We start from the raw sequence: 14221 nt of genomic DNA, 5'->3' as shown, positions 1-14221 counted from the left end.
CCGGATGCCACGGCGCTACCGCCCCACTCGCACCACCGACCGGCGCACCGAGGCGGGCGCGGCCCCGTCCGCCTCGGTCGTCAGGCGGACGACGTAGACGCCACTCGCCACGCCGCGCGCGTTCCACCGCACCTGCCCGTCGGCGGGCGACGGGCCATCGACGAGGAGCGCCACGCGGCGGCCCAGGGCGTCGAACACCTCGACGCGGACGGCGGCGGGCGCCGCCAGCCGGTAAGCCACCGTCAGCCGGTCGCCGAAGGGGTTGGGGAACGCCTCCAGCGACGCGGTCTCGGGCGACGCCTCGACGGTCGTGTTGAACCGGCCCTCGAATTGGAACACGTCGCCCGCGCCGAGCGAGCGGACCGGGACGAGGCGGAACACGTCGCCGGCCTCGGGGGCGACCTCGCCGTCCTCGAACTCCAGCTTCCACGCGAGTTCCAGCTCGCCCGCGGCGTCGGGTTCGAGGATGTAGAGCACGTCGCCGTCGCCGAGCTGGCCGTCATCGTCCGCGTCGTCGAAGGCGACCTCGCGGGGCTGCCCGCCGTCACCGGTGACGGTGAACCGGACGTCGGTCGCCGGGAAGGTGTAGATCGCCGTCGACTGGCCGACGACCTCGTCGGCGACCGTGACCTCGTAGTCGGTCTCCGTCGCGAGGAGGTCGATGGTCAGAATCGCGACGCGCGCCGTGCCGCCGGAGACGGTCACGCCGAGGTCCGTGTCGCCCGCGACCCAGCCCGTCTGCTCCGGGTTCGCACGGCCCTCGTCCAGGTCTTCGACCACGAGCGCGATCCCGTCGAACACGGGGCTCTCGAGGATGCCGTCGGAGAGCGGGACGCCCTCCAGCACGGTCTCGCCCTCATCCACGTCCGTCACGTCGTAGGTCTTGGTCCCGTCCTCGGCGACCGCGATCGAGATCCGGTACTCGTGGCCCGTGAGCGCCGCCGGGTCCACGAAGTGGAGCGTGACCGTGCCCTCGCCGTCGCCTGCGACCCGCTGAACGAACGTGTTCTCGTCACGCGGGGTCTGTTTGAGGAACGAGACCGTCTCCTCCGAAACGGTCGTCGTGCCGTCGGAGAGCGAGACGAGGAAGCGGGCCTCGCGCGAGTTCGGGAGCGCCGCCAGGTCGATCTCGACGGCCTGCTCCGCCCCGGCGCCGAGGTCGGGCGTGTCGATGACCGTGTAGGTCTGGCCGCCGTCAAGGCTGTAGGCGACCTCGGCCGTGAGCGCGTCGCCGTCGGGGTCGGCGGCGAGGAACGAGAGCGTGTACTCCGTGCCGCCGAGGCGCGGGTCGAAGCGGAGGCCCTCGGCCTGGAGCGTCAGCTCCGGCGACGCGTCCCCGGGGTTGTCGAGGGCGAACGGCGCGCTCGTGGCCCGGCCAGCGATCCGCCCGTCCGCGTTCCGCACCCAGAGGCGGACGCGGGCCCGGGCGGCGTCCTCGGCCGCCTCGGTGTCGACCTCGAACGTGCCGGCGGCGATGGGCGCCTCGCCCAGCTTCTGCCAACTGGCGGGGTCGTCGGTCCGGTTGAGCCACACTTCGACGACGTCGGCCGTCGAGCGCGTCGTGGTCCAGGTGACCGTCTCCGTCCCGGCCCAGCGCGCGCCCGAGGCGGGCGCGGTGATCGTCACGGCGTCGGGGTCCTGGCGGACCTTCGAGAACAGCCAGTCCTGCATCAACCCGTTTCGGAACCACGGCCCCCACGGCCCGTGCCCGACGCTCGGTTCGCTCCAGTAGATCAGGTCGGCGTGGGCGTCGAGGGCCGCCGCGAGGGAGTCGGTGCCGATGTATCCGGGGCAGCCGTAGGCCCGCGCGCCAATCGGCGACCGGCGGCAGTGCGTGTAGATCACGTCTCGGCCGAGGTCTTCGAGCCGCTGGATCACGCGGCGCGTCTCGCCCGGCGGAACGACCGTGTCCGACTCGCCGGTGAACGCCCAGATCGGGAGGTGGAGCAGCGTCTCGGCCTGGGACGGGAAGCCCTCGCCGCTCATCGGGACGGCGGCGGCGAACCGGCCGGGGAGGCGAGACACGAAGTCCCACGTCCCGTGCCCGCCCATCGACAGGCCAGCAACGTAGATCCGGTCCGGGTCGATGGAGTACTCGGCCTCGACGGACTCCAGGATCTCCAGCGTCGTGAGTTGGACGGCCGTGAGGTCAGACTGGTCGGGGTCCGTCTCGGCGCTCCAGCGGCGGTCCGACGGGACCTGCGGGGCGAGGACGAACGCGGGGTGTTCGTCCTGGACCTGAGGCGTGGCCCAGGTCGTGAGCCCGTTCGTCGCGGCGTCGCCGACGGTCAGGTTGCGGTAGTCGGAGCCGCGCTCGCCGGCGCCGTGGAGGGCCATCACGAGCGGGTACGCGACGGTCGGGTCGTAGTCCTCCGGCACGAACAGACCGTACGTGATGGTGACACCGTTCGAGGTCCGTTCGAGCCGCTCGAACCGCTCGGACTGAGCGGACGCCGTGCCGACGGTGGCGAGAAGAGCGACGGCGAAGAGAGCGAACCGCATGGACATCGAGACGTGGTGGCCTCCCCATGGTCGCCGTGGTGCGGGCCGGGCGCAAGCGCTTTCGGCGGCGCCACGTGATGCCCGGTACAGCCCCAGCCATCCCCCCGGTCCTGAGGCGGACCTGCTCAGCGCCGGACCCAGTAGCGCGAGAGGTCGAACGGCTCGGCGTGGTACCGGTGGCGCCAGCCCGGCCGCGCCGTGTCGAGGAGGAGCGCCTCGGCCGCCCCGACCGGGTAGACGACGTTCCGCCTCGCCCCCGCGAGCTCCAGCCCGCGGAGTTGGTTCGCGACCTGCTCACGGAGACCGGCCGCGCCCACTCCGTACGGGACCGCGCCGGGGAGGGCGCGGAAGGCGGGGAGCGCCCCGCCCGCCTCGGCCGCCGCTTCGGCCCCCCGGACCTCGACGTACCGGGCCACGCCCTCCTGCCACAGCTGGAAGGCGAGGTAGCGGTCGTCGGCCGGGCCCAGCCTGTCGCGGAGCGCGGCCCGCGTTGTTCGGACCTCCGCGAGTGCCGCCGGCGTCGGGTCCGCCAGCGCGTCCGCCAGCGCCGTGCGGTAGGCGTCGAACCGCTCGCCGACGGCCGGCTCGTCGTACGGGAACGGGTAGGTCAGCATCCACATCCCGGTCGTGTCGCCGCGGGCGAGGCCGAGCGCAGCGACGGCGTCGAAATACTCCGGCTGGGCCATCTGGACCTGGTGGACGTGCTCGTGGAGCAGCGTCAGTACCCAGTCGGTCGGCCCCAGGCCCGTCTGCCCGGGCGTGCCCACGACGACCGTCGGCACGCCGCCGACGGGGAACGTGGCGAGGAAGTCCGGCTGGAACTGCCGGTCGCGGACGTAGACCGGGCCGCCGAGGAGCGAGTCGAACGGGACGGCGAGGGCGAAGCCGTCCGGCGGGCGCGGGTGGCGGACGAGCACCTCGCGGTCGCCGGCGACCAGCAGGACGGCGGACGGCGCGTCGTGCCAACCGGGCAGCGGGTCTACGGCTGCGCCGAGGCGGAAGGCCTCCGCCAGCGCGACCCGGTCCGCCTCGGCGAGCGGCGGGCAGAGGTCGGCGGGGGGTTGGGCGGACAGGGGCGCGGTGGCGGTGAGCACGAGGGCCAGGAGGACGGGCTTCATCGGGCGTGGGGTGGGACGCCGGAGCATCGCCGCGATCGCCCGCTAGAGCCCTCAGGGCGTTCGAAGGTCCGTCGGAGGTCGCGACCTCCGATCTTCCTCCGACAGAGGGACGCCTCCCACGCCTAGCCTCCACCCATCTCCGCCAACCCGATGCCGCCCGCCACCGCGTTCGCCCTCGGTCCCTGGACCGTCGACCCCGTCGCCAACGAGGTCCGGCGCGACGGCGCAGCGGTGCGCCTGGAGCCGAAGGCCGTGGCCGTCCTCGTCCTCCTCGCGGAGCGGGCCGGCGAGGTCGTGACGCGCGACGAACTGATGGACACCGTCTGGCCCGACGTGGTCGTCACCGACGCCTCGCTGACGCGGTGCGTCTCGCAGCTCCGCCAGGCGCTCGGCGACGACGCGCGCGGCGCCGGCCTCATCGAGACGGTCCCCAAGGTCGGCTACCGCCTCCACCCGCCCGACGACGTCGCCGAGGCGGAGCCTCCCGACCCCGGCCCGGCGTCCCAGCGCCGAGCGCTCGTGCTCTTCGGGCTGGCGGTCGCCCTCGTCCTCGTCGTGGCGCCCGTCCTCTGGCGCGGCCCCTCCGCCCCCACCCGCGTCGAGTACCGCGTCGACGTGGCCGGCCCGATCGCCGACGCCCGCGTGACGACGACGGGCGCCGACGGCACGCCGGTCGAGGAGCCCATCGCGTCGTTCCCCTTCACCCGGACCGTCGACTTCGGGGAGCGCCGGTCGGGGACGGTCGAGGTTCGCCTCCGAGGCCGGTCCGCGCAGGCCGACGTCCGACTGGCGGTGACGGTGCGTCGCGGCGGCGCGGTCCTGGCCGAGCACACGACGACCGGGAGCACGGCGGCCGACTCGGCGGAGTCCGTCTTTTTCTACGCCGCCGCCCAGTTCGGCGAGTGACTACTCGACGCCGCCGAGCGTCCAGTCGACCTCGGGCGAGCGGAAGTGGTGGACGCCGAGCGCCGTCCACCGCGGGCCGAACGCGCCGAGGCGGGCGCGGTAGCCGCCCCACGACCGGGCCGTCTGCGGCGTCCACCCGATCTCGGCGACGCCCGCCAGCCGGGGGAACGCCATGAACTCGACGTCGCGGATCGTGGAGAGCGTCTCGGCCCACAGCGGCGCCTCGACGCCGAGCACGGCCGCCTCGGGCACGTCGAGGAGCACCCCGGGGTCCCAGTCGTAGGCGTCGCGGACGCCGTTGAGGCCGGCCCACGTCAGCCCGAGGACCGTCGACTCGTCGTACTTCATGTCGATGTAGATCCGGTCGGACGGCGAGAGGACGAGCGCGGCGCCGTTGGCGACGGCCGCCTCGACCTGCCGGGCGACGTCCGCCCGCTGGGCGCGCCAGACCTGGATCACGGCGCCCGGCGCGAGGCCCGCGTGTGCCACGTCGTCCCACCCGGCGTACCGTTTGCCGGCGGCCGTCACGATGGCCTGGGCGCGCGTGACGAACGCGGCGTACTGATCCGCCGTCAGCTCCTCGACCTCGTCGCCGCCGAGGTGGATGGTCTCGCCGGGAAACTGCTCCGCCAGCGACGCCACGACGTCCTCGACGAACGCCCACGTCTCCTCCCGCTCGACGCACACCGTGCTGAAGCCGACGTTCGTGCCGGTGTACGGCGCGCGCGCGCGGCCGTCGCAGTTGATCTCGGGGATCGCCGCGAGCGCCGCGTTCGTGTGCCCCGGCAGGTCGATTTCGGGGACGACGGTGATGAACCGCTCGGCCGCATACTGGACGATCCGGGCGATGTCCTCGACCGTGTAGTACCCGCCCGGCCCGCCGCCGACTTCGGTCCGCCCCCCGACGCGCGCGAGGGCGGGACGCGACGGGATCTCGATCCGCCAGCCCTGGTCGTCCGACAGGTGGAGGTGGAGGCGGTTGAGCTTGTGGAGCGCCATGAGGTCGATCACGCGCTCGACGTCCTCGACCTCGAAAAAGTGGCGGGCCACGTCGAGCATCATCCCGCGCCATTCGTACCGCGGCCGGTCGACGACGCGGACGGCCGGGACCGGGAGCGGCGCGTACAGCGCGGCCTCGTACTCGACGCGGGCCGGCAGCAGCTGGCGGAGCGTCTGGACGCCGTAGAACAGCCCGGCCGGCGCGCTCGCCACGAGGTCGACGCCGGTGGAAGCGACGTCGAGCGCGTAGCCCTCGTCGCCGTGGCCCGCCGCGGCGTCGATGCGGAGGCGGACGGCCGGGACGCCCGCGGGCGCGGCCTCCACGATCGGGGGCGTGGTCTCGACCGTGTTGCCGACGAGCGCCGCCAACACGCCGGCGACGCGCCGAGCCTCGGCGTCGCCGGGGTCGACCACGAGCGGCGTCGCGTCCGTCATCACGAACGGCGGCCCGTCCCGCGTCTCGACCTCTGCCGGCAGCGGGATCAGCGCAGGCGTCGGCGGTTGCGCATGGGCGACGGTCACGGCCAGGACAAGGAGGGCGAGAGGGCGCATCGGGTGCGTGGTGGCGACGCCCTAATGTCGGACATGCCGCCCGGCTCCGTCCGCCTCGGGGCCTCCGCCGGCGCGCCGAGGCGGGCTCAGCCGACGGCGCGGAGCCACGCCGGGTAGCCCATCGCCGCCTCGGCCGGGAGCGCCGGCGCGTCGGGCCGGCCGAGCCAGCGCGCGGCGGCCGTCGCGAGCGCACGCTGCCGGGCCCCGGCGCTCGGCCCCTCGGCCTCGAGGCACACCGACCACCACACGTCGCCATCGACGGTCACCTCGGACAGCTCCAGCCGGCACGTCCCGCCGCCGGCCTCGTGCTCCCGCTGCCGCCGCGTTTTGCGAACCTCGACCCAGCCGTCCTCTGGTACGGAGTCCTCCGCGAGAGCGAACGACCACTTCGTCCACGTCTCGAGCGGGGCCGAGGCGCGGCCGGCGTCCAGGGTGCCCGCCGGGCCGTCGAGGCGCTTGGCCTCGATCTGTCCCTCGCGGAGCTTGACGCCGAGCGCGTCGCTCGTGGGCGCGAGGTAGCGGTCCGTCCGCGACGACCCCTCGACGGGCGGGCCGAGCGCGTCGAACCACGCCGCCACCTCGGCCGGCGTCTCGCCGCGCAGGAACCAGCGGGCCTCGGTGGTGCGCAGCGGAGGGATGGGGGAGGAGGAAGGGGGCATGGGCCGCCTACGCCTCATCCCTCATCCCCTTCCCGCGCGCCTCAACTCGCCCCGATCATGCCGAGGATGCCGGCCCGGATCATCGCCACCGAGATGGCCGCCAGGAACAGGCTCGCCACCTTCGCGACGGCCTTCGAGGTGCCCCGTCCGAACAGCTTGAGCAGCGCTGGCCCGAACGTGAACGCGACGAACACGAGGGCCATGTTGAGGATGATCGACGCGAGCGTCACGAGCCACCCGTAGGCCCCGTCCGTGATGAGGATCGTCGTGATGGCGCCCGGCCCGATGATGAGCGGGATGCCGAGCGGGACGACGGGCAGATCCACCGGCTCGCCCTCCTCGCGGTCGGTCAGCTTCTCGCGGTCCTTCTTCTTGCCGCCGCGCCGGTCCTTCGTGTCGCCGAAGGCGAGGTCGGTCACGGCGATCACGAGCAGGATGAGGCCGCCGCCCACGCGGAGGTCGTTGAGCGTGATGCCGAGCGTGTCGAAGATGACCTGCCCGGCGAACAGCATGAGCACGGCCAGCACAAGCGCCGCGAGCAGCGCGCGGATGAGGAGCTGGCGGCGGTCGTCGTTCGTGAACGTCTCCGTCATCCCGATGTAGAGCGGGAGGATGCCGGGGATGTTGATCGCGACGAAGAGCGGGAGGAAGGCCGCGACGAGGGCGGCGGCGAAGTCGGGCACGGACCGGGCGGTAGGGAAGGGCCGATGATCTGCCAACAACGGGCCAGAACCCGTGACGACTCCATGCGCCCCGCCGAACTCATCGGCCGTTCACCGGCCTCCGCCCCGCGAGCACTGCGTGGCGCCTCACCCCGCGACGGCGCCCGGGCCGACGCGCTCGCCGAGGCAGTCCCCCTCGGCCTTCCGCCGCGCACTCCGTCGGGACCTCCGCCGCGGCCGTGCCTACTTCTTGGTGGGCGGCACGACGTGCTTGGCGTCCTGCGCCGCCTTCTTCTTCGCGGCCACCGCGGCGGCCGCGTTCTGTTTCTGGTGGGTCTTCTTGGACGTGGACTTGGGAGACTTGTCACCCATGGCGGGACCCCTCCGGGTCGGATGTGGGGATCGAACCGGGCGAAGGTAGACGACGCCCACCCCGCGCCGACAAGCGCAGCAAAAGAAACGCCGGCGGCTCGGTCTCGCGGGCCGACCGAGGCGGCAGGGTCAGGCCGCGGCCGTCGCCTCCAACTCGGCCTCGGAGACGCCCGCCAGCGCCGGTCCCGCGACCGGCTCGTCCGTCTCGACGACGCCGTCGCGGAGGCGGACGACGCGGCGGGCGTGCGCGGCGATGTCGTCCTCGTGCGTGACCACGAGGAGCGTGTTGCCCTGGCGGTAGAGGAGTTCGAACAGGCGCATGATCTCCTCCGACGTCGTCGAGTCGAGGTTGCCCGTCGGCTCGTCGGCGAGGAGGATGGCCGGGCGGTTGACGAGCGCGCGGGCGACCGCCACGCGCTGGCGCTGGCCGCCGGACAGCTCGTTCGGCTTGTGGTCGAGTCGGTCGCCCAGCCCGACGCGGCGGAGCGCCTCGGTCGCCCGCTCCTTCCGCTCGGCGCGCCCGACGCCGGCGTAGACGAGCGGGAGCTCGACGTTCTGCAGGCAGTCCTGGCGCGGGAGCAGGTTGAAGGTCTGGAAGACGAACCCGATCTCGCGGTTGCGGACCTCCGCGAGTTCGTCGTCGGTGAGCCGCCCCACGTCGCGGCCCTCCAGCTCGTACGTCCCCTTCGTCGGCACGTCGAGGCAGCCGATCACGTTCATCAGCGTGCTTTTGCCCGAGCCCGACGGCCCCATGATGGCGACGTACTCGCCGCGCTCGACCGCCAGCGAACACCCCCGGAGCGCGTGGACCTCCTGGGTCCCCATCCGGTAGGTCTTCCAGACGTCGGCGATGTCGATGACCATGCGGGGGGCGGGAGAACGGGTGCGAAAACGGGCGGGTGGAGGGAGGCGAGTCTCGCTAGTCGTCGCTCTGGACCTTGTCCCCGTCCGCGATCTCGGTGCGGAGGAGGCGGAACGGGCCCGTGATGACGGTCTCGCCGCCCGTGAGCCCCTCGCGGATCTCGATGTGCGTGTCGTCGGCGATGCCGGTCCGGACCTCGCGCATGACGGCCGCGCCGTCCTCCACGACGAACACGACGCGGCGGAGGTCCTCCTCCTCGGACACGGCGTCGGGATCGGCCGACTCGTCGCCGCCCGCGCGAGCCTTCCGGCGGCGCTCCCGCTCGACCTCGTTGATGTCGCGGACGGTGACGGCCTGGATGGGCACGACGACGGCCTCGGGCACCGACCGCGTGTAGATGTCGACGGTCCCGCTCATGCCGGGCCGGAGGATGGGGCCGGGCGCGCTGGGGACGCCCTCCTCGGGCGCGCGCTCGGCGTCCTCGGCCGAGGCGCCCGCCGCGGCCAGCCGGACGACGACGGGGAAGTTGGTCACGGCCTGGGCCGTCCCGGCGTTCTGGATCCGCGCCGAGTTGGCGATCTGGGCCACCGCCCCACCGAGGGCCTCGTCCGGGTACGCGTCGACCTCGACGCGCGCCGAGTCGCCGACCTCGACGTTGACCACGTCGTTCTCGTTGACGTCGATCTCCATGGTCATGGCGTCGAGCCGGGCGATCCGCATGATCTCCGTGCCCGACATCTGGGCCGTCCCGACGACGCGCTCGCCGAGCTCGACGTTGAGCTGGCTGACGGTCCCGGACATCGGCGCGTAGATGGCCGTCCGCGCGAGCTCCTGGCTGGCGCGGCGGGCGCCGGCGCGGGCGCTCTGGACCTGCGTCTGCGCGCTCTGGACGCGCTGGCGGGCGCTCCCGACGCGGGCCTCGGCACCGGAGACGGCCTGGCGCGCGGCCTGCTCGGCGGCCCGGGCCACCTCGAACGCGCCGCGCGCGGCCTCGAGGTCCATGGCCGGCGCCACGTCGCGGTCGAACAGGTCCTGCTGGCGCTCGAGCGCGCGCTCGGCCCGCTCCCGCTCGGCGGTCGCGCGGGCGAGGTCGGCACGGGCCTGTTCGACGGACCGCTGGGCCTCGACGACCGACGCCTGCGCCTCGCCGACGCCGCTCTGGGCCGTCGCGATCTGCGAGCGCGCCCGCTCGGCCTCGGTCACGTAGAAGTCCGGCTGGATGCGGACGAGGAGGTCGCCCTGGTTCACTCGGTCGCCCTCCTCAACGGCCAGGAAGATGATCTCACCCGAGACGTCGGACGAGATGGGCACCTCGACCTCGGAGGCCACGGTGCCCGAGGCGGTCACGGTCTGGGTGATCGTCCGGACGCGGGCCTCGGCCGTCTCGACCTCGATGCCCTCCTCGCCGCCGCCGAGCATCGCGGCGACGCCGATGAACACGACCAGCAATACGCCGAGGCCGATCAGGATCTTCTTCGTGGGGGACATCGCGGGGGGACGGGTGGGTCGGGTCAGCGGGTGGGACGGGATCGGCGGGCCGAGGTTACGCGGGGCGCGCTCACTCGCTGATGAGGGCGGCGAGCTCGGCCGGGTCGGTGTCGCCGACGGCGAGGCGGACGAGGACGCGGCGGAAGGCGAGCCCGTAGGCCGCCTGCGCCCGCTGCGACTGCGCCTCGGCGAGGCGGGTCTGGGCCTCGGCCACGTCGTAGAGCGTGCCGGCCCCGAGGCGGTAGCGGTCGCCCTCGACGCGGAGCGCCTCCTCGGCCGCCCTGACCTGGGCCTCGGCGGCGTCGAGCTGGGCCCGCGCCGTCCGCGCCTCGACGACGGCCTGCTGGACCTCGGCCGCGACCTGTCGGTCGAGCGCGTCGAGCTGGATCCGGGCGGTCTCGGCCTGGATCTGAGCCTCGACCACCGCCCGCCGCGTCTGGTACCGGTCGAAGATGGGGACGGTAAGGACGAGGCCGAGCGACCCGCTCCGGTTGTCGCTGAACTGGCTGAAGACCGGCGTCGTCTCGAGCGTCGGGTCGCCTGGGAACGTGAGCGGCTGGCCGCCGAGGAGGATCGGCGAGCCGTCGGCCAGGGTCACCGGGATCACGGGGGGCTCGCCGACGACCTGCTGCTGGAGGCTCGAGTAGCCGGTCCCGGCGTTCGCGCTGAGCGTGACCGACGGCCGGCCGGCCGCGCGGGCGCTCCCCACGGACGCCTCCGCGGCCTGGATCGCCAGCTCCTGCGAGCGGCGGTCGGCACGCGTCTCGCGGGCCGCTTCGATGAGCTCGACGAGCGGCGCGAGCGGCGCGTCGAGGAGGCCGGACGCCTCCAGCCGCTCCAGGTCGGGCCCGACGAACCGGTACGCCCCGAGCGGGTCGAGCCCCACAAGCTGGATCAGGATGACTTCATCACGCTCGACGGCGCCCTGGGCGACCACGAGCGCCGTCCGCCGCTGGGCGACGACGGCCTCCTGGGCGAAGAGGTCGCCGCGCGGCCGGGCGCCGGCCTCGACTAGCTCGGAGACGCGCTCCAGCTGCGACTGCGCCGCGTCGAGGTTCTCCGCCTCGATCCCAGCGATCTCGCGGTCGAGCAAGAGCGTGAGGAACTGCTGGGCCACGTCGAGCGCGACCTGCTGGCGCGTCCGCTGGAGCCCAACCTCGGAGGACTGGCGCCGGAGCTCGGCCTCGCGGACGAGCGACCGCGTCCGTCCGCCGTCGTAGAGCGGCAGCGACGCGCCAACGCCGACCGACATGGTCTCGACGGTCTGCGACACGACCTCACCCGTCGTCTGGTCGAACCCGAGGCCGTAGCGCTGTTGGGGCGCCACCTGGAGGTCGAGCGTCGGAAGCCGGCCCGCGCGCGCGGCGCGGACGGCCGCCGACTCGCCCCGCCCGATCGCCTCGCCCCGGCGGACCTCCGGGCTCTCGTCCACGGCGATGCGGACGGCGTCGGCGAGCGTGACCGCGGTCGAGTCCTGGGCCTGGAGGGGGGCGGCGAGGACGAGGGCGGCGAAGACGGCGAGGCGCATCGGTCGGGGTCGGGGGGCGGCGTCGCTTGACGGGCGGCCCGGCGGCGGGTTGCACCAAGATCGCCCGCCTCGGGCGTCGCGTCAGGCCGCCCGCCGACGGCCGCCCGAGGCGGAGAGGGTGGGTCCGCGAGGTGGACCGGGTTAAGACCGAACGGGTCCGACACGCACGTGCAAGGGAGAGGGCCGCCGAGATACCCTTCGCTGTCCGTGCCCGCAGGCCCTACCCTGCCTCGGCGTTGCCTTGATGGGGGCCGGCCTCGATCTCCTTGAGGACTCGTGCCGGGACGAATCCGGTCAGGGCCCGGACGAGGTGGGCTTGCCCCTCCCCGAGGCGGCCCTCGGCGACGAACATCTCGTGGGTGTCGACGGCGGCCCGGACGTGGGCGGCCGTCGTCGGGCGCCCCTCAGCCTCGAGCGCGTCGGCGAACGCGCGCATGCGGTGCGGGAAGGGGACGCCGGGGTCTCTGTCGAACGTGGCCATGGGAGCGGGGAGGGGTCTCCCGTAGGCACGGAGACGCGTGCCGGGGCGCCGCCGGCCTCGGTCACCCACCCGCACGGGTACGACGGGACGACGTCGGCCCGCGCCATCGGCGCCAGCGCGACTCCGTGGCCCCACGCGACGCACGGACCGTAGCCGGCCGGCGTCCCTGCCTCGTCGGCGATCGCACCCTCCGACGGGCGGCTCGAACTGAGACGGCGAGGGGGGCGTGCCGCCTCGCCGGAACGCTCGGGTGACCGGATCTCCAAGCAGACCGGTCCCGGGAGGCGTCGGCACGGGGTTGGACAGGGGGCCGGTCCGACCCCACCACCCGCGGACCCCCACCACATGCGCCGCCTCCTCGTCCTCGTCGCCCTCGACGGGCTCTGTGCCCTGGCCGCCCCGCTGCTGGCCCCCGCCGTCCTGCCGGCCGCCGAGCCCGGTCCCCCGCCCACGGCGGCGTACGTGGAGGTCGCCGGGGTCTGTGTGGAGGACCAAGCGGGCGGGGCCGGTCTTGGCGGCCGGCCCGTCGAGATGTCGCGTTGCGTAGGGGGCGTCGCGCTCGGGGGGCGGGCGAGCCCGCAGTGAGCGGCTGCGAACGGGATCGGGGCGCCCCAGAAGAGCGCCCCGGTCCCCGAGGCACCCCCCGGCACACCACCGCCGGTCGTTCGCCCCGACGGTCGGTTCATCGGCGGTGTCGGTACGATCTCAACCCACTTGCGCCGATTTGTTGCCTCTGTACGTGGCCCGACTCGGCGTACGTCGAACGCGAACAGTCGCGTTCGCTTGGGCGGACGCCTCGGTGCGGACCCTACCGCTCGGGCCCCGCGGGCTCGGGGGCCGTTCTGTGACCGCCGGCGGCGGCCTGACAGGCCCGAACGACGGCGGGGCCGGCCCGGGGAAGGAGGCCGACCCCGCGAGGCCCGAGCGGAGGGAGAGCCTAGCCCTCCCCCTGCCAGGACCGACTGTGTCGGCCTACGAGATGGCTCATTCTAACTCTGTTATGCCGGGCCGTTCCGGCGCGGCCCCGATCTCCGGGATTCCCGGGGAGACAATCCGGCGCTCCGGTCGCGGCCGTCGCCCTGTTTCGATGCACCGTCGCGGCCGGGCCCGAGCCGACGGCCGGCGTCTTCAGGGCTCCGGGCGGCCCCCGAAACCCGGGAGCGCGCGCGGTCTCACCCGGACTCGTCGCGGTGCCCCGGGGCAGGAGGGGCCTAGGGGTCCGCCGGGTCTCGTCCCTCGGTGGAACTGCCCGGGAGCGGCGAGTTGAATGGGGGCTCGGCCTTCCGGCCAGCCGGCCCTTCGGGGCCGCCTCTCGCCTCAATCCCTCCCTGAGATGATCAACTTCATCCTGTTCCTCGTCATCGGCGGGCTCATCGGGTGGGCCGCCAGCAAGGTCATGGGGACCGACGCCCAGCAGGGCATCCTCCTCAACGTCGTCGTGGGCATCATTGGGGCCTTCCTCGCCGGGCTCGTCATCAGCCCACTCGTCGGGGTCCCGGACCTCACGGACTCCTTGAGCCTCGGGGCGGTGGCGGTCTCGTTCGTCGGGGCCTGCCTCCTCCTGTTCGTGGTCAGCCTGTTCAGGGGCCGCCGTCGGGCCGTCTAGCGGAGCCAGTCGGGCGCCCGGTGAGGGGTCTCACCGGGCGCTCCGGAGCGCCGGGCTCCCGCGAGCGGCCCACGTCTACGTCCGCGTCGTCGGGCCGGCCTAGCAGGCCGACGGAGGAGGCGAAGGCCGGGGGCAACCCGGGGGACACGCGTCGGAGCGCCCCCGCCAGCCGGGGCCGTCGGGGGCGCCTCGAAGCGGGCGCCGGTCTTACCGGACGCGGACCTGGCCGCGGTACAGCACGAAGGCGTCCAGGGTGGACCCCGGGCTGTCGCAGGTGAGCGCCCCCGTTTCGGTGTACGTGTAGCTGATGTAATCGTCACCGCCGAGGCCACCGTCCGCGGCGCCCGAGAGGTACCAGGTCCCGGCGTAGCTCCCCGGCGTGACCTCGCTGCCCCAGACGGCCAGGGCCCGCTTCCCGATCCCCCGGTTACACGCGTTGACCGCGTCCATGAGCCGGCCCTGCTGAGGCGTCTGTTCGTCGCGTCG

At 74.0% G+C, this 14221-nt stretch carries 14 protein-coding genes; 3 read left to right on the top strand and 11 right to left on the bottom strand.

Annotation, left to right across the window (positions count from 1 at the left end; genetic code table 11):
• Nucleotides 1-15 precede the first annotated feature (15 nt).
• Complete coding sequence (locus BSZ37_RS03945; protein WP_179299463.1) at nucleotides 16-2502, bottom strand: alpha/beta hydrolase-fold protein; 2487 nt, start codon at nucleotides 2500-2502, stop codon at nucleotides 16-18.
• A gap of 125 nt (nucleotides 2503-2627) precedes the next feature.
• Nucleotides 2628-3620, bottom strand: coding sequence for a hypothetical protein (locus BSZ37_RS03940; protein WP_095509287.1), 993 nt, complete (start codon nucleotides 3618-3620; stop codon nucleotides 2628-2630).
• Between the two features lie 150 nt (nucleotides 3621-3770).
• Between BSZ37_RS03940 and BSZ37_RS03935 the strand changes: the two genes are divergently transcribed.
• Nucleotides 3771-4526, top strand: coding sequence for a winged helix-turn-helix domain-containing protein (locus tag BSZ37_RS03935; protein ID WP_095509286.1), 756 nt, complete (start codon nucleotides 3771-3773; stop codon nucleotides 4524-4526).
• Here the strand turns inward: BSZ37_RS03935 and BSZ37_RS03930 are convergent, their stop codons facing one another.
• The 8 genes from BSZ37_RS03930 to BSZ37_RS03900 all read right to left on the bottom strand — a co-directional run bounded on the left by BSZ37_RS03930 (nucleotide 4527) and on the right by BSZ37_RS03900 (nucleotide 12129).
• The gene (locus BSZ37_RS03930; RefSeq protein ID WP_095509285.1) at nucleotides 4527-6077 is read right to left on the bottom strand and encodes a beta-N-acetylhexosaminidase; all 1551 of its coding nucleotides are present in this window, start codon (nucleotides 6075-6077) and stop codon (nucleotides 4527-4529) included.
• Nucleotides 6078-6163: 86 nt separating this feature from the next.
• Nucleotides 6164-6736: a hypothetical protein gene (locus BSZ37_RS03925; protein ID WP_095509284.1), complete on the bottom strand. Its 573-nt coding sequence runs from the start codon at nucleotides 6734-6736 to the stop codon at nucleotides 6164-6166.
• A gap of 41 nt (nucleotides 6737-6777) precedes the next feature.
• Nucleotides 6778-7419: a MarC family protein gene (locus BSZ37_RS03920; RefSeq protein ID WP_095509283.1), complete on the bottom strand. Its 642-nt coding sequence runs from the start codon at nucleotides 7417-7419 to the stop codon at nucleotides 6778-6780.
• Between the two features lie 222 nt (nucleotides 7420-7641).
• On the bottom strand, nucleotides 7642-7770 hold the full coding sequence (locus BSZ37_RS22615; protein ID WP_281253009.1) for a hypothetical protein: 129 nt from the start codon (nucleotides 7768-7770) through the stop codon (nucleotides 7642-7644).
• Between the two features lie 129 nt (nucleotides 7771-7899).
• The gene (locus BSZ37_RS03915; RefSeq protein ID WP_095509282.1) at nucleotides 7900-8634 is read right to left on the bottom strand and encodes an ABC transporter ATP-binding protein; all 735 of its coding nucleotides are present in this window, start codon (nucleotides 8632-8634) and stop codon (nucleotides 7900-7902) included.
• Between the two features lie 55 nt (nucleotides 8635-8689).
• On the bottom strand, nucleotides 8690-10120 hold the full coding sequence (locus BSZ37_RS03910; protein WP_095509281.1) for an HlyD family secretion protein: 1431 nt from the start codon (nucleotides 10118-10120) through the stop codon (nucleotides 8690-8692).
• 70 nt (nucleotides 10121-10190) lie between these two features.
• Complete coding sequence (locus BSZ37_RS03905) at nucleotides 10191-11648, bottom strand: TolC family protein (RefSeq protein ID WP_095509280.1); 1458 nt, start codon at nucleotides 11646-11648, stop codon at nucleotides 10191-10193.
• A gap of 220 nt (nucleotides 11649-11868) precedes the next feature.
• Nucleotides 11869-12129, bottom strand: a complete 261-nt coding sequence (locus BSZ37_RS03900; RefSeq protein ID WP_095509279.1) for a hypothetical protein — start codon at nucleotides 12127-12129, stop codon at nucleotides 11869-11871.
• A gap of 345 nt (nucleotides 12130-12474) precedes the next feature.
• On the opposite strand from BSZ37_RS03900, the gene BSZ37_RS03895 reads away from it, so the two are divergent.
• Nucleotides 12475-12714 carry a hypothetical protein gene (locus tag BSZ37_RS03895; RefSeq protein ID WP_095509278.1) on the top strand — a complete coding sequence of 80 codons (240 nt, stop codon included), beginning with the start codon at nucleotides 12475-12477 and terminating at the stop codon, nucleotides 12712-12714.
• A gap of 748 nt (nucleotides 12715-13462) precedes the next feature.
• Nucleotides 13463-13735 carry a GlsB/YeaQ/YmgE family stress response membrane protein gene (locus BSZ37_RS03890; protein ID WP_245838596.1) on the top strand — a complete coding sequence of 91 codons (273 nt, stop codon included), beginning with the start codon at nucleotides 13463-13465 and terminating at the stop codon, nucleotides 13733-13735.
• Between the two features lie 207 nt (nucleotides 13736-13942).
• On the opposite strand, the gene BSZ37_RS03885 is transcribed toward BSZ37_RS03890, so the two are convergent.
• The gene (locus BSZ37_RS03885; protein ID WP_095509277.1) at nucleotides 13943-14185 is read right to left on the bottom strand and encodes a hypothetical protein; all 243 of its coding nucleotides are present in this window, start codon (nucleotides 14183-14185) and stop codon (nucleotides 13943-13945) included.
• Between the last annotated feature and the right edge of the window lie 36 nt (nucleotides 14186-14221).

The sequence above is a fragment of the Rubrivirga marina genome, assembly GCF_002283365.1.
Classification (GTDB): domain Bacteria; phylum Bacteroidota; class Rhodothermia; order Rhodothermales; family Rubricoccaceae; genus Rubrivirga; species Rubrivirga marina.
This window is presented reverse-complemented; position numbering and strand designations above follow the sequence as displayed.